This window comes from Streptomyces atratus (assembly GCF_014648655.1).
GTDB lineage: Bacteria > Actinomycetota > Actinomycetes > Streptomycetales > Streptomycetaceae > Streptomyces > Streptomyces atratus.
In genome coordinates this window covers 49,159-69,815 of sequence record NZ_BMRN01000013.1, presented here as the reverse complement: position 1 = coordinate 69,815, position 20,657 = coordinate 49,159, and the positions used below count along the sequence as shown (strand labels likewise).

Here is a 20,657-nt window from a genome sequence, read left to right as displayed (position 1 = left end):
TGACAAGGATTTCGCGAGGGGTTCATCCGGCGGGCGTTGCTTCCCTCTGTGGGCCTACTGGAAGGGCTCACAGAGGGCTTTGGGTCGGTTTCTCATCTAATGTCACATTCACTGGCTGTCGGCAGAGGAGCGCGCGTGACCACCCCCGTACCTCCCCGCGATCGAACCGATCAGCCGTGGCGCTCCGAGGGCGCCCCGCCGCCTCCGCCGCCGGGCCGCAAGATGCCGGGAGGCTGGGGCGGGCTGCTGCTGACCGCGCTCGCCGTCTATCTGATCGCCAATCTGGTGCTGTCCTTCTTCAACGGGGCACAGGAGCGGACGATCGCGTACACGGAGTTCAGCAAGCAGGTCACCTCGGGCAATGTCTCCAAGATCTACTCCAAGGGCGATGCCATCCAGGGACAGCTCAAGAAGGAGGCGAAGGTCCCGGGGAGCGACAAGAAATACACCGAGTTCGTCACTCAGCGGCCTGCCTTCGCGGACGACAACCTCTGGGCCGAACTGGTCAAGGGCCACGTCACGGTCACCGCCGAGCCGGTCGTCCAGCAGCGCAGCTTCCTCGCCAATCTGCTGATCTCGCTGGCCCCGATGCTGCTGCTCGTCCTGCTCTGGGTGTTCATCGCCCGGCGGATGTCCAAGGGCATGGGCGGCGGGATGGGCGGCTTCGGGCGCAAGGCGCCGCCCAAGCCCGTCGAGTTGGAGGGCGGCAAGCGCACCACCTTCCAGGACGTGGCCGGGATCGACGAGGTCGAGGGCGAGCTCAACGACGTCGTGGACTTCCTGAAGAACCCACAGGCGTACCGGAAGATGGGTGCCCGGATGCCCGGGGGAGTGCTCCTCGCGGGACCGCCCGGCACCGGCAAGACACTGCTCGCACGGGCCGTCGCGGGTGAGGCCGGGGTGCCGTTCTTCTCGGCATCGGCCTCCGAATTCATCGAGATGATCGTCGGCGTCGGCGCGAGCCGGGTGCGGGAACTCTTCGCCGAGGCACGCAAGGTCGCCCCCGCCATCGTCTTCATCGACGAGATCGACACCATCGGCCGGGCCCGCGGCGGCGGTTCCGGCATGGGCGGCCACGACGAGCGCGAGCAGACGCTCAACCAGATCCTCACCGAGATGGACGGTTTCTCCGGTTCGGAGGGCGTCGTCGTCCTCGCCGCCACCAACCGCGCCGACGTCCTCGACCCCGCCCTCACCCGGCCAGGCCGCTTCGACCGGATCGTTCAGGTGAGCCCGCCGGACAGAGGCGGCCGGGAGGCGATCCTGGAGATCCACACCCGGCAGATCCCGCTTGCCGCGGATGTGAACCTGGCCCAGGTCGCCGGTACGACCCCCGGTATGACGGGCGCCGATCTCGCCAACCTGGCCAATGAGGCCGCGCTGCTCGCGGTCAAGCGCCGGCAGTCCGAGGTCAGCCAGTCCGATCTCTCGGACGCCCTGGAGAAGGTCCAGCTGGGGGCGGAGCGCTCACTGGTCCTGTCGGACGAGGAACGCCGCAGGACCGCGTACCACGAGAGCGGGCACGCCCTCCTCGGCATGCTCCAGCCGGGCGCCGACCCGGTCCGCAAGGTCACCATCGTGCCGCGCGGCCGGGCCCTGGGCGTCACCCTCTCGACGCCGGACGCCGACAAGTACGCCTACACCGAGGAGTATCTGCGTGGCCGCATCATCGGTGCGCTCGGCGGCATGGCCGCCGAGCAGGTGGTCTTCGACGTGGTCACCACCGGCGCGGAGAGTGACCTGGAACAGGTCACCAACCTGGCCAGGGGCATGGTCGGCCGCTGGGGCATGAGCCGCAAGGTGGGCAGGCTCACGGCGATCCCGAGCGATGCCCAGCAGGCGTACGGACTCTCCGCGGCCCCCGCCACGCTCGACGCGGTGGACGGCGAGATGCGGCGCATCGTCGACGAGTGCTACGAGGTGGCGTGCCGGCTCCTGGGCGAGAACCGGGACAGGCTGGACTCGCTGGCCGCGGCGCTGCTGGAGAGCGAGACGCTGGACGAGGCCGCGGCCTACCGTGCGGCCGGCATCACCCGTCTGGGCAAGTAGCGGCCGCTGCACACCAGGTTCACGGAATGGCTCAGGTGGTGCACACGAGGTAGCGGAAGACGTTCGGCATCCAGACCGTGCCGTCCCGGCGCCGATGCGGATGCAGGGCCTCCGCGACCTCTTTGGCCACCTGGTTCCGGTCCGTCGCCCGCACCGCCGTATCGAAGAGCCGCGTCGACAGCAGCCCCCGCACCGCACTGTCCATGTCCGCGTACCCGAACGGGCACGCGACCCGGCCGGAGCCGTCCGGATTCAGACCGGCCCGGAACGCCACTTCTTCCAGATCGTCCCGGCTCCACGGCCGCCAGCCGCCCGTGCTGGGTGCCCGCGACCCGTCGGAGAGCCGGCCCGCCACCCGAAGCACCGGCGCCGTCGCGCACCGCTCCGGCGGACCCCACCCGGTCAGCACGACCGTGCTGCCCCGGGCGGCCAGCGGTACGGCGGACCGCAGCGCGTCCACGAGCCCTTCCCCGTCGCCGGACGAGCAGCCGATCGGGGTGAACGCGGTGAGCAGGTTGTACGGCGTTCCGTCGGCAGGGGCGGCCGCGGACGGATCGCCGTCCAGGAGCCGCGGATGCCCGGCCGGCGGCCCGGCGTCGCTTCCCGGGCCGGGCAGCAGCCGGGCCCGGGCGAGTGCCAGCCGTTCGGGGTCGGTGTCGACGCCGGTGACGAGCGCCCCGCGCGCGGCCGCGATCAACAGCGCGAGACCGGAGCCGCAGCCGAGGGAGAGCAGCCGGGTGCCGCTTCCCACTTCGAGCCGCTCGTACACCGCTTCGTACAGCGGTGCGAGCATCCGCTCCTGAATCTCGGCCCAGTCCCGGGCACGGTTACCGGAGTCCACCGGGGTGGCCGTGCGCGCGTAGCTGTGGTGCCGGACGAGCGTTGGTGTCATGGAAGCGCCCCAATCCGCCGAGAGGTCGGTCATGTCCGATCGGTCGTGCCCCGAGTGGATGTCCCCCTGTGCGTGTGCGCCCGCTCCCCCTCGTATGTCAGAGAACTGCGCATCCGCGCCCGCGTCCAGGGGTCCGATGGCAATGCTTGCGTGCTCCGGTGGTGCGCCCGTGGGGACGGTCCGTGGTAGCAGGGCCCGTCGCCCTGTGTGGTGGGCGGTATCGCCGTACGATGCGCGCCATGGCAAAGGCACCCGTTCTCACGCCCCAGGCCGAGGACTTTCCCCGCTGGTACCAGGATCTGATCAACAAGGCCGAACTCGCGGACAACGGTCCGGTGCGCGGCACCATGGTCATCCGGCCGTACGGATACGGCCTGTGGGAGCGGATGCAGCAGGAGATGGATGCCCGTATCAAACAGGCGGGCGCCCGGAACGCCTACTTCCCGCTCTTCATCCCCCAGTCTTACCTGACACGCGAAGCCGAGCATGTCGAGGGCTTCGAGCCGGAGCTCGCGGTCGTGACCCACGCCGGTGGAAAAGACCTCGAAGAGCCCGTGGTGGTGCGGCCGACGTCCGAAACGATCATCAACGAGTACTTCTCGAAGTGGGTGCAGAGCTACCGGGATCTGCCGCTGCTGATCAACCAGTGGGCGAATGTCGTGCGCTGGGAGATGCGCCCGCGGGTCTTTCTCCGTACGACGGAATTCCTCTGGCAGGAGGGCCACACCGCCCATGCCACCTACGAGGAGGCCCGGGAGTACGCGGCGTACATCCACCGGGACGTCTACGCGGACTTCATGGTCAACGTGCTGGGCATCGATGTGGTCCTCGGCCGCAAGACCCCCGCCGAGCGGTTCGCCGGGGCCGTCAACACCCTCACGCTCGAAGGGATGATGCGGGACGGCAAGGCCCTGCAGATGGGTACGAGCCATGAGCTCGGCACCAACTTCGCCAAGGCCTTCCACACCAGCTACCTGTCCAGGGAAGGCAGGCAGGAACTCGTCTGGCAGACCTCGTGGGGCTCGTCGACCCGCATGGTCGGCGGGCTGATCATGGCGCACGGCGACGATCACGGCCTCCGGGTGCCGCCGCGGCTCGCGCCCGTCCAGGCGGTCGTCCTCGCGATCAAGGGGGACGAAGCGGTGCTGACCGCGGTCCGGTCCATCGGGGAGCGACTGCGCGCCGCGGGGATCAGGACCGAGGTCGACGACCGCACCGACACCCCGTTCGGCCGCCGCGCGGTCGACTGGGAGCTGAAGGGCGTGCCGCTACGGATCGAGATCGGCCCGCGCGATCTGGAGAACGGCACCGCGATGCTGGTCAGGCGCATCCCCGGCGGGAAGGAACCGGTCGCGATCGAGGCCCTGCCCGCGCTGCTTCCGACGGTTGTCGAGGAGGACCAGGCGACGCTGCTGAGGGAGTCCCGGAGCCGGCGCGAGTCGTCCACCAGCGAGGTCGCGTCCGTGGACGAGGCCGTGGAGGCGGCGGCCGCGGGCGGCTGGGCGCGTATCGACTGGTCGGTCCTCGGTGCGGCGGGGGAGGCCCGGCTCGCGGAACACGGGGTGTCCGTACGGTGTCTGGTCGCCGAGGACGGGTCGGTGCCGGACGCGGACGATGCCCCCGGTACTGTCGCCCTGGTGGCCCGCGCCTACTGACGCGGAGCCGCTCGGCACTCCCGCGTACGGTTGCCGCCTACGCGTCCGGGCGTACGGGGCGCTACGTACCACCTTGGTGTGAGCTGTGAGACTTCTCCGCAGATCTGCGCACCCGCCCTCGTCAGGACGCATCAACGGCAACTGACTGGTACGTGCAAATTATTTGGGATGGCCCGGAATCGGAACACCTGGGCACTCGCGCTCGTTGTCACGACGTGAGCACGACACCACCTGTACTTGCCGCAGAGCTGGCGCAGGCGTGGGCCGACATTCAGCGGTACCACCCCGAGCTGCCGGATCTAGCCGCGCCCGAGTCCCTGATCGGAGAGTCCTCGTCCGCCTGTGGCGCCGAGCTCTCCTTCGAACGACTGCTGCACGAGGCAGTCCATGGCATTGCCGCCGCGCGAGGTGTCCGCGACACCTCGCGAGCCGGCCGCTACCACAACCGTCGATTCCTCGCGATCGCCGAGGAGCTGGGCCTCGACCATGCCGAGGAGCCCCACCCCAGTAGTGGCTTCTCGCTGGTCACGCTCAACCCCGAGGCCAAGCGCAGGTACCGCCCGACGATCGAGCGGCTGCAGCGCGCCCTCAAGGCGCATACGGTCGCCACCGCCGCCGACACCAAGCGTTCCTTCCGTGGCCCGGCCGCCCGGCACGGCTCCTCCGGCGGAGGTGTCCGCGTCAAGGCCGTCTGTGACTGCGGACGCAATGTGCGAGTCGTCCCGTCGGTCCTGGCGCAGGCGCCGATCGTCTGCGGTGGCTGCGGAAAGCCGTTCCGTATCCCGGAAGCCGCGGTCGCGGTGGGGTGACCCGATGCGGTGTGGCACAATGGCTAGCTGTACTCGACAGTCGCATAGGACCCCTCTCTCCTCCGGCTGACGCGTCCATCGGGCACCCGAGTACCGCAACCCCACGTGGCATCTTCGTTGTGCCCAACCACGTCATAGACCAGGAGACACCACTTCCGTGGCAGTCAAGATCAAGCTGAAGCGTCTGGGCAAGATCCGTTCGCCTCACTACCGCATCGTCGTCGCCGACTCCCGTACCCGCCGTGACGGCCGGGCCATCGAGGAGATCGGCCTGTACCACCCGGTGCAGAACCCCTCGCGCATCGAGGTCAACTCGGAGCGTGCGCAGTACTGGCTGTCCGTCGGCGCCCAGCCGACCGAGCCGGTTCTCGCGATCCTGAAGCTCACCGGTGACTGGCAGGCCCACAAGGGTCTCCCGGCCCCCGCGCCGCTGCTGCAGCCGGAGCCCAAGGCCGACAAGCGCGCCCTGTTCGAGGCTCTGGCCAAGGACACCGGCGAGGAGTCCAAGGGCGAGGCCATCACGCAGAAGGCGAAGAAGACCGACAAGAAGGCGGACGAGGCTGCTGACGCGGCTGCGCCCGCCGAGTCGACCGAGGCCTGAGCATGCTCGAGGAGGCTCTCGAGCACCTCGTGAAGGGCATCGTCGACAACCCCGACGATGTGCAGGTCGCCTCGCGCAACCTGCGCCGTGGTCGCGTACTCGAGGTCCGGGTCCACCCCGACGATCTCGGTAAGGTGATCGGCCGCAACGGCCGCACCGCACGCGCACTGCGTACCGTCGTGGGCGCCATCGGCGGCCGTGGCATCCGTGTCGACCTCGTCGATGTGGATCAGGTTCGCTGACAGAGTTGAACACCGGCACGGGCCGGGGAGGGCCATGCGCCCGCCCCGGCCCGTCGTCGTATGACAGGAGAGACACAAGGTGCAGTTGGTAGTCGCGCGGATCGGCCGTGCCCACGGCATCAAGGGCGAGGTCACCGTCGAGGTGCGTACGGACGAACCGGAGCTGCGGCTCGCGCCCGGGGCCGTACTCGCCACCGAACCGGCCACCGCCGGACCGCTGACGATCGAGACCGGCCGGGTGCACAGCGGACGGCTGCTGCTCCGCTTCGAGGGCGTACGCGACCGTACGGCTGCCGAGGCCCTGCGCAACACGCTCCTGATCGCCGAGGTCGACCCGGCGGAACTCCCCGAGGACCCCGAGGAGTTCTACGACCATCAGCTCATGGACCTCGACGTGGTCCTCGCCGACGGCACCGAGATCGGCCGGATCACCGAGATCACGCATCTGCCGTCCCAGGATCTCTTCATCGTCGAGCGGCCGGACGGCAGCGAGGTGATGATCCCGTTCGTCGAGGAGATCGTCACCGAGATCGATCTGGAGGAGCAGCGCGCGGTGATCACCCCGCCGCCCGGTCTGATCGACGAGAGCCAGGCCGTGATCGCCTCCTCGCGCGACGAAGAGGGCGACGAGGACGAGGCGCCCGAGTCCGGGAAGGACGCCTGATGCGCCTCGACGTCGTCACGATCTTCCCGGAGTACCTGGAACCGCTGAACGTCTCCCTCGTCGGCAAGGCCCGTGCGCGCGGCCGCCTCGATGTGCACGTGCACGACCTGCGGGACTGGACGTACGACCGGCACAACACGGTCGACGACACCCCGTACGGCGGCGGCCCCGGCATGGTCATGAAGACCGAGCCGTGGGGCGAGGCGCTGGACGACGCCCTGGCGGGCGGGTATGAGGCCGGGGCGCACTCCCCGGTCCTCGTGGTACCCACACCCAGCGGCCGGCCGTTCACCCAGGAGCTCGCCGTCGAACTGTCCGAGCGGCCTTGGCTGATCTTCACGCCGGCCCGCTACGAGGGCATCGACCGGCGGGTGATGGACGAGTACGCGACCCGCATGCCGGTCGTCGAGGTGTCCATCGGTGACTATGTGCTGGCCGGCGGGGAAGCCGCGGTGCTGGTGATCACGGAGGCGGTGGCCCGACTGCTGCCCGGCGTGCTCGGCAACGCCGAATCGCACCGGGACGACTCCTTCGCCCCCGGCGAGATGGCCAATCTGCTGGAGGGGCCCGTCTACACCAAGCCGCCCGAGTGGCGCGGCAGGGGCATCCCGGACGTCCTGCTCAGCGGTCACCACGGGAAGATCGCACGCTGGCGGCGGGACGAGGCGTTCCGTCGTACCGCGCGCAACCGGCCCGATCTCATCGAGCGCTGCGAGGCGAGCGGCTTCGACAAGAAGGACCGCGAGATCCTGTCCATCCTCGGGTGGTCGCCGGAACCCGGTGGCCGATTTTGGCGCAGACCCGAGGCCGTGGAAGAATAGGCCGCTGCTGTACGTCCGGCGTGCGCCCCTGCCACAGGGGGAACGACGCCCGCCCGACGCGATCAGCACCCCCATCTCCTTATCTATCTCCCGTCGATGACCTGTGGCATCGGCGAAGAAAGCAGACAACATGGCTTCCCTGCTCGATGGCGTCAACGCCGCATCGCTGCGTACCGACCTCCCGGCGTTCCGCCCCGGTGACACCGTCAACGTCCACGTCCGAGTGATCGAGGGCAACCGCTCCCGTATCCAGCAGTTCAAGGGCGTAGTCATCCGCCGCCAGGGTTCGGGCGTCAGCGAGACCTTCACGGTCCGCAAGGTCTCCTTCAGCGTCGGCGTCGAGCGCACCTTCCCCGTGCACAGCCCGATCTTCGAGAAGATCGAGCTCGTCACCCGCGGTGACGTCCGTCGCGCCAAGCTGTACTTCCTCCGTGATCTGCGCGGCAAGGCCGCGAAGATCAAGGAGAAGCGCGACAACTGAGCTAACTCCCAGGTCCACAGGACGGCCGGATAAGCTCTGGCCCCGATGGACACGGAAGCCAAGCCCTCGGAGCGCGACCGCTCCTCCGCACCCGCAGCAGGGTCGGAGGAGGGGCCGCGCTCCTCGCGTATCCCGGACCGGTTGACCGCCTCGATCTCGTGGCGGCGGACCGCCGCACTCGGAGCCGTCTGCTCGGTCTTCGTGCTGCTCCTGAGCAACTTTGTGGTGCAGCCCTTCCTGATTCCCAGCGGCTCGATGGAGCCAACACTGCGAATGGGGGATCGGGTGCTGGTCAATAAATTGGCGTACCGCTTCGGCTCCGTACCGCAGCGCGGCGATGTGGTGGTGTTCGACGGCACCGGATCGTTCGTGCAGGAAGCCCCCCAGGAGAATCCCGTCACCGGGCTGCTGCATGGTGTGGCAGCGTCCCTGGGGCTGGCAGAGCCTGCCGAGACCGACTACGTGAAGCGGGTGGTGGGCGTGGGAGGCGACCGGGTGGTCTGCTGCGACAGGCGCGGAAGGGTCGAGGTGAACGGCCGGCCGGTCGACGAGGGCTACTTGTATCCGGGAGATGCGCCGTCCGGAGTGCGCTTCGACATCGTCGTGCCCGACGGCACGCTGTGGATGATGGGCGACCACCGCAGCAATTCCCGGGACTCACGTGACCACCTGGGGGAGCCGGGCGGTGGCATGGTCCCCGTCGACATGGTGATCGGCAGGGTGGACTGGATCGGCTGGCCGCTGGGCCGGCTGGGCTCGCTGCCGGACAGTGCCGCCTTGGCCGGCGTACGGGCGACGGGCGGGGCCCATGGGTAACCGCGGGCGGCGGCAGGACGGGTCCGACGCCGGGATACCGCTGCCGACCGGCAGCCGGCCGACGGCCGCGCGCTCACTGCCGACCAGGGCGGAACGGCGCAAGCTGGCCCGCAAGGTCAAGCGGAGGCGCCGCAGGTCGGCCGTGCGGGAGATCCCCCTTCTCATCACTGTGGCGCTGCTGATCGCGCTCGTACTCAAGACCTTCCTGGTGCAGGCCTTCGTGATCCCGTCGGGGTCGATGGAGCAGACCATCCGGATCGGCGACCGGGTGCTCGTGGACAAGCTGACGCCCTGGTTCGGATCCAGGCCTCAGCGCGGCGATGTCGTCGTCTTCAAGGACCCGGGTGGCTGGCTGAAGCAGGAGAACGCCGGAAAGAAGGACTCGCCCGTCGTCGTCAAGCAGGTGAAGGAGGCACTGACCTTCATCGGGCTGCTGCCGTCCGACGACGAACAGGATCTGATCAAGCGGGTGGTCGCGGTCGGCGGCGACACGGTGAAGTGCTGCGACAAGGACGGCCGGATCACCGTCAACGGCGTACCACTGGACGAGCCGTATCTGCATCCCGGTAATCCGCCCTCCCTCATCAAATTCGAGGTAAAAGTTCCGGCCGGCCGGGTCTTTGTGATGGGCGACCATCGGTCCAATTCGGCCGATTCGCGCTACCACCTGGACGAGCCGGAACACGGCACGGTTTCCGAGAACGAGGTCGTGGGACGGGCTGTGGTGATCGCCTGGCCCTTCGGGCACTGGCGAAAACTGGAGGAACCGGCGACATTCGACTCGGTCCCTGACGCGCGCGCCGGGACGGCTGCTGCGTCGGGCCCGTCGAATAGTGTGTCGTCCAAGGATCCCAACGGAGTGATCCCTCTCCCGACCCCTGCGGAACTCCCGCTCGTTATGGGAGTGGTGGGCCTGCACCGGCTAGGGCGCAGGCGGTGGCACGGAGTAAGGAGTGGATGTGGGGGATTTGGCGGTCGGCGCACGATCCGGACACGACGAACCCGAGGACCGGCCGGACAATCCGGAGAACGTCGCATCCGCCGGGGCGGCGGACAACATGGAGGGTGACGGCGACTCTCCGAACGGCGGTAGTGCCTCCCAGAAGAAGCCACGCTCCTTCTGGAAGGAGCTGCCCCTGCTCATCGGCATCGCGCTTGTTCTCGCGCTGCTGATCAAGACGTTTCTGGTGCAGGCCTTCTCGATCCCCTCGGACTCGATGCAGAACACGCTCCAGCGGGGCGACCGCGTGCTGGTCGACAAGCTGACCCCTTGGTTCGGCGCGGAGCCCAAGCGCGGCGAGGTCGTGGTCTTCCACGACCCGGGCGGCTGGCTGGAGGGCACCCAGACGCCCAATCCGAATGTCGTGCAGAAGTTCCTCAGTTTCATCGGGCTGATGCCGTCCGTCGAGGAGAAGGACCTGATCAAGCGGGTCATCGGAGTCGGCGGTGACACGGTGGAGTGCAAGAAGAACGGCCCGGTCATCGTCAATGGCAAGGCACTGGACGACCAGTCGTTCATCTTCCCGGGAAACACCCCCTGCAATGACGAGCCGTTCGGCCCGATCAAGGTGCCCGAGGGCCGGATCTGGGTGATGGGCGACCACCGTCAGAACTCCCTCGACTCCCGCTACCACCAGGAGCTGCCGGGCGGCGGCACGGTCTCCAACGACGAGGTCGTCGGACGGGCCATCGTTGTGGCGTGGCCGATCAACCGCTGGGCGACCCTGCCCGTTCCGAAGACCTTCGACCAGCCGGGGATCAACAACCAGTCGGGGATCAATACGGCGATGGGCCTGGCTCCGGGAGCACTCGGTGTAGCCGGAGCGCTGCCCCTCGTGTTGTGGCGTCGCAGGAGGCTGACCAGCGAGCGTACCGCCGGGTAGGGTGCCGACTCGGATCAGCGATTGTCGATCTCCGAGGTGGGGGACGCTGGGATGAGTGGAACAGGACGTACGGATGACGGCCACGGCCGGCTCGGCAGCACGCTGTCGGGGCTGGCCGTGGCCGTTGGCTGTGTGCTCTTCCTCGGCGGCTTCGCCTGGGGAGCCGTGGTGTACAAGCCGTACACCGTGCCGACCGAGTCGATGACACCGACGGTGCACGCAGGCGACCGGGTGCTCGCACAGCGAATAGACGGCAGCGAGGTTCACCGGGGCGACGTGGTGGTCTTCACCGATCCGGTGTGGGGCGACATGCCGATGGTGAAGCGGGTCGTCGGGATCGGTGGCGACAAGATCGCCTGCTGCGACAAGGGCCGGCTCACCGTCAATGGCAAGCCCATTGAGGAACCGTATCTGCGGACCAAGGGCCTCGCCTCGGCGAACGACTTCACCGCGGATGTTCCCAAGGGGCAGCTCTTCCTGCTCGGGGACGAGCGCAGCGCCTCGCTGGACTCCCGGGTCCACCTGGACGACCCGGGGCAGGGCTCCGTGCCGCGCAGCGCGGTGCAGGCCCGGGTGGACGCCATCGCCTGGCCGCTGGGCGGCATGGTCGGACGGCCGCAGACCTTCGCCTCCTTCCCCGGTGGGGTGTCGTCGCCCGGACCGCTGCGGCTGCAGCTCGGGGCCATGGTGGCGGGTGTGGTGCTCATCCTCGTCGGTGCCGCATTTGGCCCGATCGCGGCACGGTCCGCGCGGTCGGCACGGAACAGGCGCGAAAGGGTGCCTGCCGGTGCGCGTTGAGGAGCGGAAGGTCGCCAGGGTGGTGCTCCTGGACCCTGACGACCGCATTCTCCTGATACATGGGTTCGAGCCGGAGGACCCCGAGAACACCTGGTGGTTCACCCCCGGCGGCGGTCTGGAGGGCGACGAGACCCGGGAACAGGCCGCGCTGCGGGAACTCGCGGAGGAGACCGGGATCACCGATGTCGAGCTGGGCCCGCTGCTCTGGCAGCGGATGTGCTCGTTCCCGTTCGACGGGCGCCGCTGGAACCAGGACGAGTGGTACTTCCTGGCACGTACGACGCAGACCGTCACCGATACCAGTGGGCTGACCGGGCTGGAGCAGCGCAGCGTCGCGGGTCTGAGGTGGTGGACCTCCGCCGAACTGTCGGCGGCGCGTGAGACGGTGTACCCGACCAGACTCGCCGAGCTGCTGCGCACGCTGCTCGACGAGGGTCCTCCGCATACGCCACTGGTTCTGGCCCCCGAAATCGCCTAAGCGCCCAGGGGTGCCGGAGCCTGGCGCACAATGGGGGCACGCACGGCTGAAGGGGAACATGCCAATGAGCGCCGAGGACCTCGAAAAGTACGAGACCGAGATGGAGCTGAAGCTCTACCGGGAGTACCGAGACGTCGTCGGTCTGTTCAAATATGTGATCGAGACCGAACGGCGCTTCTACCTCACCAACGACTACGAGATGCAGGTGCACTCGGTTCAGGGCGAGGTGTTTTTCGAAGTATCCATGGCGGACGCCTGGGTCTGGGACATGTACCGGCCCGCACGGTTCGTCAAGCAGGTACGGGTGCTGACGTTCAAGGACGTCAACATCGAGGAGCTCAACAAGAGCGATCTCGAACTTCCGGGCGGCTGAGCCCGCTCTACGTGCTCTTCAAAGGGGATGGATTCCCACTTCCGGGTGGCTGAATTATCCACAATCCCGAAGTTGTCCACCAAGATCCACCAGCTGGGACCGGACGCGTCAGAGTCGGTGCCGGAGGTGGTGCCGATATGGACGCACGGGGGGCACTCGGGCGGTACGGCGAGGATCTGGCGGCGCGGCTGCTGACCGACGCCGGCATGTCCGTACTGGAACGGAACTGGCGCTGTCGTGCCGGTGAGATCGACATCGTCGCGATGGATGGCGACGCACTCGTGGTCTGCGAGGTGAAGACCCGCAGGGTGGGTGACTTTGAGCATCCGATGGCAGCCGTCACACCGGTCAAGGCGGAGCGGCTGCGACGGCTGGCCGGGATCTGGCTCCACCGGCACGGCGGCCCGCCGCCCGGTGGGGTCCGGATCGACCTGGTCGGCGTGGTGCTGCCCAGGCGCGGAGCGCCCGTCGCCCAGCACGCGCGGGGGGTGGCCTGATGGGGTTCGCGCGGGCGTGTTCGGTGGCGCTCGTCGGCGTCGAGGGTGTGGTGGTGGAGGTCCAGGCGGACCTGGAGGCGGGGGTGGCCGCATTCACCCTGGTGGGGCTGCCGGACAAGAGCCTGGTGGAGAGCCGGGACCGGGTCAGGGCCGCGGTTGCGAACTCGGGGGCCGAGTGGCCGCAGAAGAAACTCACGGTGGGCCTGTCGCCGGCCTCCGTACCCAAGGGCGGCTCCGGTTTCGATCTGGCGGTTGCCTGTGCGGTGCTGGGCGCGGCCGAGCGGATCGACCCGGCCTCCATCGCCGATGTGGTGATGATCGGTGAGCTCGGGCTGGACGGCCGGGTGCGGCCGGTGCGCGGCGTGCTGCCTGCCGTGCTTGCCGCGGCGGAGGCCGGGTACCGCCAGGTCGTCGTGCCCGAGCAGACCGCGGGGGAGGCGGCGCTGGTGCCCGGGGTCTCGGTCCTCGGGGTACGGAGCCTGCGGCAGTTGATCGCGGTGCTCTGCGACGAGCCGGTGCCGGACGAGCGGCGGGCTCACGACGAGGGGCGCCCCGACACCATGCTGGCCGGGCTGATGGTTCCCGGCGCGGGTATCGGCACGGGGCTCGCCCGGGTACCCGGACAGGGTGATGGCAGCCCACCGGATCTGGCGGATGTGGCGGGGCAGGAGCGGCCCCGCAAGGCGCTGGAGGTTGCCGCGGCGGGCGGTCACCATCTGCTGCTCTCCGGACCGCCGGGCGCCGGCAAGACCATGCTGGCCGAAAGGCTGCCGGCGATTCTTCCGGCGCTGACCAGGAAGGAGTCCCTGGAAGTCACGGCGGTGCACTCGGTAGCAGGCATTCTGCCGCCGGGGGAACCACTGGTCACCCGTGCGCCGTACTGCGCACCGCACCACTCGGCGACCATGCAGTCGCTGGTGGGCGGGGGCAACGGGCTGCCGCGGCCCGGTGCGGTCTCTCTGGCCCACCGGGGGATTCTCTTTCTGGACGAGGCGCCGGAATTCTCCGTGCGGGCGCTGGACGCGCTGCGCCAGCCGCTGGAGTCGGGGTATGTGGTGGTGGCACGCAGCGCCGGGGTGGTGCGGCTGCCCGCCAGATTCCTGATGGTCTTGGCCGCCAATCCCTGCCCCTGCGGTCGGCACACCCTCAGCGGTGCCGGTTGCGAGTGTGCGCCCTCGACGGTCCGGCGGTATCAGGCGAGACTCTCCGGGCCGTTGCTGGACCGGGTGGATCTGAGGGTGGTTGTGGACCCGGTCAGGCGCGAGGACCTGATGGGGCAGGGCGGCAGGGGTGAGTCGACGGCCACCGTCGCGGCCCGGGTCCGGGAGGCCAGGGCGCGGGCGGCGGACCGCTTGGCCGGCACCGTGTGGACCACCAACAGTGAGGTGCCCGGCCATGAGTTGCGGACGCGGCTGGTCGCGGCGCCGGGCGCGCTGATGCAGGCCGAACGGGACATGGAACGGGGCGCGCTCACCGCACGTGGCCTGGACCGGGTGCTCAGGGTGGCGTGGACGGTCGCCGATCTGCGCGGTGCCGACCGCCCGGACGCCTCCGACATCGCAGTGGCGCTGGAACTGCGGACCGGGATCCCACGGGGCGCCTTGACGAAGGCCGGAGCGTCATGAATCCGCGGGCGGACCCCGGGCAGGGGCTGGAACCGGGGTGCCTTCCGGAGCGGGACCCGGAGCGGGACCCGGGGCCGGGGGCGGCGGTGAGCGATCGGGAACGGCTGGCGCGGGCTGCGCTGACCCGCATCCTGGAGCCGGGGGACGAGCGCGGCGGCCGCTGGCTGCGCGAGGTCGGTGCCGTAGAACTGTTACGGCGGATCACCACCAGGGACGGGGCCGCGGAGCGGCTGAGCGGAATGACTCCGAAACGGCTGGACGGATACCGGTTACGGGCCGAGAGTGTCGAGCCCGAGCGGGACCTGGCGGCGGTCGCCGTGCTCGGCGGGCGGTTCGTCTGCCCCGGCGACCGGGAATGGCCCAGCCAGCTCGACGACCTGGCAGACGCCAGGCCGACCGGCCTCTGGGTGCGGGGGCCGCGCGATCTGCGGCTCTGGGCGCTGCGCTCGGTCGCCGTGGTCGGCAGCCGTGCCTGCACACCGTACGGATCCCATATGGCGGCGAGCCTCGGCGCGGGGCTCGCGGAGCTGGGGTGGGTGGTCGTGTCGGGAGCGGCGTTCGGGGTGGACGGGGCAGCCCATCGTGGTGCGCTCGCCGTTGACGGGGCGACGATGGCGGTCCTGGCCTGCGGGGTGGACGTCGCCTATCCCCGGGGACATGCCGAGCTGATCGGACGCATGGCGGAACAGGGGCTCGTCATCGGCGAATTACCACCGTCCGAACATCCGACCCGCAGCAGATTCATTCTGCGGAACCGGGTCATCGCCGCGTTGACGCGCGGGACGGTCGTGGTCGAGGCCGAATACCGCAGCGGTTCGCTGGTCACCGCACGCAGCGCGCAGCGGCTCGGCCGCTTCACCATGGGCGTGCCGGGCCCCGTCACCAGTGGGTTGTCAGCAGGAGTCCATGAACTCCTCCGCGGGGAGGGCATCCTGGTGACGGATGCCTCGGAAGTCGCCGAACTGGTGGGGGACATCGGCGAACTCGCTCCGGCCAGACGCGGCCCCATACACCCCAGGGACCTGCTGGACGCGGTCTCCGACAGGGTTCTCGACGCGCTGCCGGCCCGCGGCGCCGTCGGCGGGCGCGATGTGGCCCGCGGCGCGGGAACCAGCATCGATGAAGCGCTCGGCAGACTGTACGAACTGCACTCACTGGGGTTCGTCGAACGCGATGGCGATGGATGGCGGTTGACGGCGAGACCGACATGCGATGGCGACGCGCGGCGAGGCGGTACTTGACCTGGAGCATTCGGGTGAAAAGGTGATGCCGATGACCTCGGCGGATCCTTCAGCGACGCCTCCGGGGCCGACGCACGTGGCGACGGCCCCGGACCTCAGTCATGTTCGATCGGCCGGAATCGCACTGCGCCGATCCACTGTCCTGCGCGGACCGCGACGCCTCAGTCACGCTACGCTCACATGAATTCCGACTCAGACACAAGTCCCCCAGCAATTCACAGCAGAACGGCTCAAGGCACCACATGCCCCAGCACACCTCCGGGTCTGACCGCGCGGCAGTACCACCGGCTGCGCGTGGCACTGTGCGCCCCCCTGCCCCCTCCTCGCTCGACGAGTTGTGGCGTTCGTACAAGTCCACGGGCGACGAGCGGCTGCGGGAGCAGCTGATCCTGCACTACTCCCCGTTGGTGAAGTACGTCGCGGGCCGGGTGAGTGTGGGCCTGCCTTCCAATGTCGAGCAGGCGGATTTCGTCTCCTCAGGGGTGTTCGGACTGATCGACGCGATCGAGAAGTTCGACATCGAGCGCGCGATCAAGTTCGAGACGTACGCGATCACCCGCATCCGTGGCGCGATGATCGACGAACTCCGCGCGCTGGACTGGATTCCACGTTCGGTGCGCCAGAAGGCGCGGGCCGTGGAACGCGCCTATGCCACGCTGGAGGCGCAACTGCGACGCACTCCTTCCGAGCCGGAGGTCGCTGCGGAGATGGGCATCGCACTGGAGGAACTGCACGCGGTTTTCAGCCAGTTGTCGCTGGCGAACGTGGTCGCGTTGGAGGAACTGCTGCACGTCGGCGGCGAGGGCGGTGACCGGCTGAGCCTGATGGACACGCTGGAGGACACCGCCGCCGACAATCCGGTGGAGGTCGCCGAGGACCGTGAGCTCAGACGGCTGCTCGCCCGGGCGATCAATACGCTTCCGGAGCGCGAGAAGACGGTCGTCACGCTGTACTACTACGAGGGCCTCACCCTCGCCGAGATCGGCAATGTGCTCGGGGTGACCGAGAGCCGTGTGAGTCAGATCCACACCAAGTCGGTGCTGCAACTGCGTGCGAAACTGGCCGACGCCGGACGCTGATACCACCGGTGGCCGCTGCCGGTCATGGCTGCTTCGGCCACTGATCGGGGCCGTACCCGCCCTCTCGAACACTGGTCGCCGTAGAGTGGATGCGTGCCCAGGATTCGAGCGGCCTCGGTGGCCGAGCACCGGACCATGCAGCGCGGCGCCCTCCTGGACGCCGCCCGATCCCTGCTGTCCGAGGGGGGTACGGAGGCATTGACCTTCCCCGCCCTCGCCGAACGCACGGGCCTCGCCCGGTCCTCCGTCTACGAGTACTTCCGCTCCCGTGCGGCCGTCGTCGAAGAGCTCTGTGCCGTCGACTTCCCCGTCTGGGCGGCCGAGGTCGAGAACGCGATGGAGCAGGCCACCACGCCCGTGGGAAAGATCGAGGCCTACGTAAGACGGCAGCTCGACCTCGTCTCAGACCGTCGCCACCGGGCGGTCGTCGCGATTTCGGCCAGCGAGCTGGACGCGGGCGCACGCGAGAAGATCCGGGCCGCGCACGGCGGGCTGATCGCCATGATCGTCGAGGCACTCGGTGATCTCGGCCACGAGCAGCCGCGGTTGGCGGCGATGCTGCTGCAGGGCTCGGTGGACGCCGCGGTGCGGCGTATCGAACTCGGCGTGGCGGAGGAGCCGGCCGTGATCGCGGACACCACCGCCGCCATGGTCCTGCGAGGCGTACAGGGCGTACCGGACTGACGTCGGGGCCGCGCCGCGGCAACGACGAACAGAACGCCGGGGGCGGCGAGTCCGTCCCCGGCTCCCTCGGCCGAGGGCCGGGGTTCCGGCACGCCGAACACCGGCAGCAGCCGGGACGGCCCCCGTCGCAGCAGCTCCGGCGGCAGCAGCGACAGCGGATCCAGATATTCGTCACCGCGCCGCAGTCCCCAGTGCAGACAGCCCGACGTGCAGTGGAAGGGCCCCGCCTCCACGACCGCCACTACTTGTCCTGCCGTCACCTTCTCGTCCTTCGCGACCAGCGCGTGCACCGGCTCGTACGTGGTCCGCAGAGGCGGATCGCCGGTCCCGGCCACCTCGATCGCCATCACCCCACGCCCCGCCACACGCCCTGCGAACGAGACCCGGCCCGAGGCTGCGGCGAGCACCGCCGTGCCCGGCTCTGCGGCGAGATCCACCCCGCGGTGGCCCCGTCCGTAGGCGCTGGCCGGCGGCTCCCATCCCCGTACGACCGCGGGCCGCCCGGCAAGCGGCCACAACCGGGCACCGTCCGGCCGGGGCGCCGGTGAGGGAGCGGATGCGGGAGCAGGCGCGGGCGCCGGCTCTTCGGCTGTCGCGACCGGCGCGCCGCACAGCGCTGCGAGAAGGGCCGACGCCGCCACGAGCGCGGCGTCGCAGAATCGGAATCTGTGCCTGAAAAGGGAAACGGTCGGATCCGGTGTGCATCGCATGGCAGAACCGTCCCGCACAGCTCGGAATCGCGGGGATCATGAACCGGATCTGTGGACTACCGACCGGTTGTGGACAGCGCCGTCACCCGGCACCCGACCTGTCCCGTACACTTCCTATGGCGATCCGGGTCACCGGGTCGACTTCGCACGCCCCGCCACCTCCCTCTCTGCGGAGGGTGGCCGCGCTCCTCGGTCCCTTGTGGCACGGCGCGTCGGGGCGTCAGGCGCGACAGCAATCCTGCGGTCGCGACAACCGAGCACCTCAAGGAGTACGGCCATGGCCGTCGTCACGATGCGGGAGCTGCTGGAAAGCGGCGTCCACTTCGGTCACCAGACCCGTCGCTGGAACCCGAAGATGAAGCGCTTCATCTTCACCGAGCGCAACGGCATCTACATCATCGACCTGCTCCAGTCGCTGTCGTACATCGACCGCGCCTACGAGTTCGTCAAGGAGACCGTCGCGCACGGCGGCTCCATCATGTTCGTGGGTACGAAGAAGCAGGCCCAGGAGGCCATCGCCGAGCAGGCGACGCGCGTCGGCATGCCGTACGTCAACCAGCGTTGGCTCGGTGGCATGCTCACCAACTTCTCCACCGTCTACAAGCGCCTTCAGCGTCTGAAGGAGCTCGAGCTCATCGACTTCGAGGACGTGGCCGCCTCCGGCCTCACCAAGAAGGAGCTCCTCGTCCTCTCCCGCGAGAAGGCCAAGCTGGAGAAGACCCTCGGTGGTATCCGCGAGATGCAGAAGGTGCCGAGCGCCGTCTGGATCGTCGACACCAAGAAGGAGCACATCGCCGTCGGTGAGGCGCGCAAGCTCCACATCCCGGTCGTCGCGATCCTCGACACCAACTGCGACCCCGACGAGGTCGACTACAAGATCCCGGGCAACGACGACGCGATCCGCTCCGTCACCCTGCTCACCCGCGTGATCGCCGACGCCGTCGCCGAGGGTCTCATCGCCCGTTCCGGTGCCGCCACCGGTGACTCGAAGCCGGGCGAGAAGGCTGCCGGCGAGCCGCTCGCCGAGTGGGAGCGCGACCTGCTCGAGGGCGACAAGAAGGCCGACACCGAGGTGCAGACCTCTGCCGAGACCGAGAAGGTCGCGGACGCCGCCGAGACGCCGGCCGAGGCCGCTGCCGAGGCCCCCGCTGCCGAGGCTCCGGCCGCGGACGCCGAGCAGGCCTGACACCTCCGTCACGGCTGAATGACGGCGGGGGCCGGTGCCACGGGCACCGCCCCCGCCGTCCACCCGTAGATCTTTCAGACTTCGAGAGAGAAACACAGACTCATGGCGAACTACACCGCCGCTGACGTCAAGAAGCTCCGCGAGCTGACCGGCGCCGGCATGATGGACTGCAAGAAGGCGCTCGACGAGGCCGAGGGCAACGTCGACAAGGCCGTCGAGGCGCTCCGTATCAAGGGTCAGAAGGGCGTCGCCAAGCGCGAGGGCCGTTCTGCCGAGAACGGCGCCGTCGTCTCCCTCATCTCCGAGGACAAGACCTCCGGCGTTCTGCTCGAGCTGAAGTGCGAGACGGACTTCGTCGCCAAGGGCGAGAAGTTCCAGACCGTGGCCAACACGCTCGCCGCCCACGTCGCCGCGACCTCCCCGGCCGACCTGGCCACGCTGCTCGCCTCCGAGATCGAGGCCGGCAAGACCGTTCAGGCATACGTCGACGAGGCCAACGCCAACCTCGGCGAGAAGATCGTCCTGGACCGCTTCGCGCAGTTCACCGGCGGTTACGTGGCTGCGTACATGCACCGCACGATGCCCGACCTCCCGCCGCAGGTCGGCGTCCTGGTCGAGCTCGACAAGGAGAACGCCGAGGTCGCCAAGGACGTCGCGCAGCACATCGCCGCCTTCGCCCCGAAGTACCTCAACCGCGACGAGGTCCCGGCCGAGACGGTCGAGAACGAGCGTCGTGTCGCCGAGGCCACCTCTCGCGAGGAGGGCAAGCCCGAGGCCGCCCTTCCGAAGATCGTCGAGGGTCGCGTCAACGGCTTCTTCAAGGACGTCGTCGTCCTGGAGCAGGCGTTCGCCAAGGACAACAAGAAGTCCGTCCAGAAGGTTCTGGACGAGGCCGGTGTCACCCTGAAGCGCTTCTCGCGCATCAAGGTCGGCATCTGAGTCCGTCCGCGAACAACGGTGGACCCCGATAGGGTCTGGTGCAGTCGTCGGCCGCACACATGCCGTACGACCGCAGAACTGACGAGGAGGCCATTGCCGCTGAGGGACACCAGACCCACCGGCAATGGCCTTCT

22 protein-coding genes and 1 pseudogene are annotated in these 20,657 nt (G+C 69.1%); 21 read left to right on the top strand and 2 right to left on the bottom strand.

Annotated features, from left to right (window positions below):
* The first annotated feature begins 135 nt into the window (after positions 1-135).
* On the top strand, positions 136-2,049 hold the full coding sequence (gene ftsH, locus IEZ15_RS22130) for an ATP-dependent zinc metalloprotease FtsH (RefSeq protein ID WP_229846039.1): 1,914 nt from the start codon (positions 136-138) through the stop codon (positions 2,047-2,049).
* Between the two features lie 31 nt (positions 2,050-2,080).
* Here the strand turns inward: ftsH and IEZ15_RS22125 are convergent, their stop codons facing one another.
* Positions 2,081-2,941, bottom strand: a complete 861-nt coding sequence (locus IEZ15_RS22125) for a methyltransferase domain-containing protein (protein ID WP_189279059.1) — start codon at positions 2,939-2,941, stop codon at positions 2,081-2,083.
* 239 nt (positions 2,942-3,180) lie between these two features.
* On the opposite strand from IEZ15_RS22125, the gene proS reads away from it, so the two are divergent.
* From proS to IEZ15_RS22035, 18 genes are all read left to right on the top strand, one after another.
* Positions 3,181-4,596, top strand: coding sequence for a proline--tRNA ligase (proS, locus tag IEZ15_RS22120; RefSeq protein WP_114249325.1), 1,416 nt, complete (start codon positions 3,181-3,183; stop codon positions 4,594-4,596).
* A gap of 215 nt (positions 4,597-4,811) precedes the next feature.
* Positions 4,812-5,405 carry a hypothetical protein gene (locus IEZ15_RS22115; RefSeq protein ID WP_030928573.1) on the top strand — a complete coding sequence of 198 codons (594 nt, stop codon included), beginning with the start codon at positions 4,812-4,814 and terminating at the stop codon, positions 5,403-5,405.
* A gap of 157 nt (positions 5,406-5,562) precedes the next feature.
* The gene (rpsP, locus tag IEZ15_RS22110; protein ID WP_114246909.1) at positions 5,563-6,006 is read left to right on the top strand and encodes a 30S ribosomal protein S16; all 444 of its coding nucleotides are present in this window, start codon (positions 5,563-5,565) and stop codon (positions 6,004-6,006) included.
* Between the two features lie 2 nt (positions 6,007-6,008).
* Positions 6,009-6,248, top strand: a complete 240-nt coding sequence (locus IEZ15_RS22105; protein ID WP_005311361.1) for an RNA-binding protein — start codon at positions 6,009-6,011, stop codon at positions 6,246-6,248.
* Between the two features lie 79 nt (positions 6,249-6,327).
* On the top strand, positions 6,328-6,912 hold the full coding sequence (gene rimM / locus IEZ15_RS22100; RefSeq protein WP_189279058.1) for a ribosome maturation factor RimM: 585 nt from the start codon (positions 6,328-6,330) through the stop codon (positions 6,910-6,912).
* Positions 6,912-7,733, top strand: a complete 822-nt coding sequence (trmD, locus tag IEZ15_RS22095; RefSeq protein ID WP_189279057.1) for a tRNA (guanosine(37)-N1)-methyltransferase TrmD — start codon at positions 6,912-6,914, stop codon at positions 7,731-7,733. Before rimM ends, trmD begins: the two co-directional genes overlap by 1 nt.
* A gap of 130 nt (positions 7,734-7,863) precedes the next feature.
* Positions 7,864-8,214, top strand: a complete 351-nt coding sequence (rplS, locus tag IEZ15_RS22090; protein ID WP_114246912.1) for a 50S ribosomal protein L19 — start codon at positions 7,864-7,866, stop codon at positions 8,212-8,214.
* Between the two features lie 45 nt (positions 8,215-8,259).
* Positions 8,260-9,030: a signal peptidase I gene (gene lepB, locus IEZ15_RS22085; RefSeq protein ID WP_189279056.1), complete on the top strand. Its 771-nt coding sequence runs from the start codon at positions 8,260-8,262 to the stop codon at positions 9,028-9,030.
* The gene (lepB, locus tag IEZ15_RS22080; protein WP_189279055.1) at positions 9,023-10,099 is read left to right on the top strand and encodes a signal peptidase I; all 1,077 of its coding nucleotides are present in this window, start codon (positions 9,023-9,025) and stop codon (positions 10,097-10,099) included. The genes lepB (IEZ15_RS22085) and lepB (IEZ15_RS22080) overlap by 8 nt, the downstream gene beginning before the upstream one ends.
* Positions 9,999-10,913 carry a signal peptidase I gene (gene lepB / locus IEZ15_RS22075; RefSeq protein ID WP_189279122.1) on the top strand — a complete coding sequence of 305 codons (915 nt, stop codon included), beginning with the start codon at positions 9,999-10,001 and terminating at the stop codon, positions 10,911-10,913. The genes lepB (IEZ15_RS22080) and lepB (IEZ15_RS22075) overlap by 101 nt, the downstream gene beginning before the upstream one ends.
* A 51-nt stretch (positions 10,914-10,964) precedes the next feature.
* Positions 10,965-11,711 (top strand): signal peptidase I, encoded by a 747-nt coding sequence (gene lepB, locus IEZ15_RS22070; RefSeq protein ID WP_189279054.1) that lies wholly within the window; start codon positions 10,965-10,967, stop codon positions 11,709-11,711.
* Positions 11,701-12,189, top strand: a complete 489-nt coding sequence (locus tag IEZ15_RS22065; RefSeq protein ID WP_189279053.1) for an NUDIX hydrolase — start codon at positions 11,701-11,703, stop codon at positions 12,187-12,189. Before lepB (IEZ15_RS22070) ends, IEZ15_RS22065 begins: the two co-directional genes overlap by 11 nt.
* 64 nt (positions 12,190-12,253) lie before the next feature.
* Entirely contained in the window at positions 12,254-12,562 is a 309-nt protein-coding gene (locus IEZ15_RS22060; RefSeq protein ID WP_003965949.1) for a DUF2469 domain-containing protein, read from the top strand.
* A 137-nt stretch (positions 12,563-12,699) separates the two neighbouring features.
* Positions 12,700-13,059 (top strand): YraN family protein, encoded by a 360-nt coding sequence (locus tag IEZ15_RS22055; RefSeq protein ID WP_189279052.1) that lies wholly within the window; start codon positions 12,700-12,702, stop codon positions 13,057-13,059.
* Positions 13,059-14,684, top strand: a complete 1,626-nt coding sequence (locus tag IEZ15_RS22050; RefSeq protein WP_189279051.1) for a YifB family Mg chelatase-like AAA ATPase — start codon at positions 13,059-13,061, stop codon at positions 14,682-14,684. The genes IEZ15_RS22055 and IEZ15_RS22050 overlap by 1 nt, the downstream gene beginning before the upstream one ends.
* Complete coding sequence (dprA, locus tag IEZ15_RS22045; RefSeq protein ID WP_189279050.1) at positions 14,681-15,925, top strand: DNA-processing protein DprA; 1,245 nt, start codon at positions 14,681-14,683, stop codon at positions 15,923-15,925. Before IEZ15_RS22050 ends, dprA begins: the two co-directional genes overlap by 4 nt.
* Before the next feature lie 242 nt (positions 15,926-16,167).
* Complete coding sequence (gene whiG, locus IEZ15_RS22040; protein WP_093899085.1) at positions 16,168-17,004, top strand: RNA polymerase sigma factor WhiG; 837 nt, start codon at positions 16,168-16,170, stop codon at positions 17,002-17,004.
* Positions 17,005-17,121: 117 nt separating this feature from the next.
* Positions 17,122-17,688: a TetR/AcrR family transcriptional regulator gene (locus IEZ15_RS22035; protein WP_114246921.1), complete on the top strand. Its 567-nt coding sequence runs from the start codon at positions 17,122-17,124 to the stop codon at positions 17,686-17,688.
* A gap of 215 nt (positions 17,689-17,903) precedes the next feature.
* On the opposite strand, the pseudogene IEZ15_RS47105 reads toward IEZ15_RS22035, so the two are convergent.
* Positions 17,904-18,398: pseudogene (locus tag IEZ15_RS47105) on the bottom strand (peptidoglycan DD-metalloendopeptidase family protein); the annotation flags it as partial.
* Between the two features lie 277 nt (positions 18,399-18,675).
* Between IEZ15_RS47105 and rpsB the strand changes: the two are divergent.
* Both rpsB and tsf read left to right on the top strand, forming a co-directional pair.
* Complete coding sequence (gene rpsB / locus IEZ15_RS22025) at positions 18,676-19,584, top strand: 30S ribosomal protein S2 (RefSeq protein WP_114246922.1); 909 nt, start codon at positions 18,676-18,678, stop codon at positions 19,582-19,584.
* A 102-nt stretch (positions 19,585-19,686) separates the two neighbouring features.
* On the top strand, positions 19,687-20,523 hold the full coding sequence (gene tsf / locus IEZ15_RS22020; protein ID WP_114246923.1) for a translation elongation factor Ts: 837 nt from the start codon (positions 19,687-19,689) through the stop codon (positions 20,521-20,523).
* The last annotated feature ends 134 nt before the right edge of the window (positions 20,524-20,657 follow it).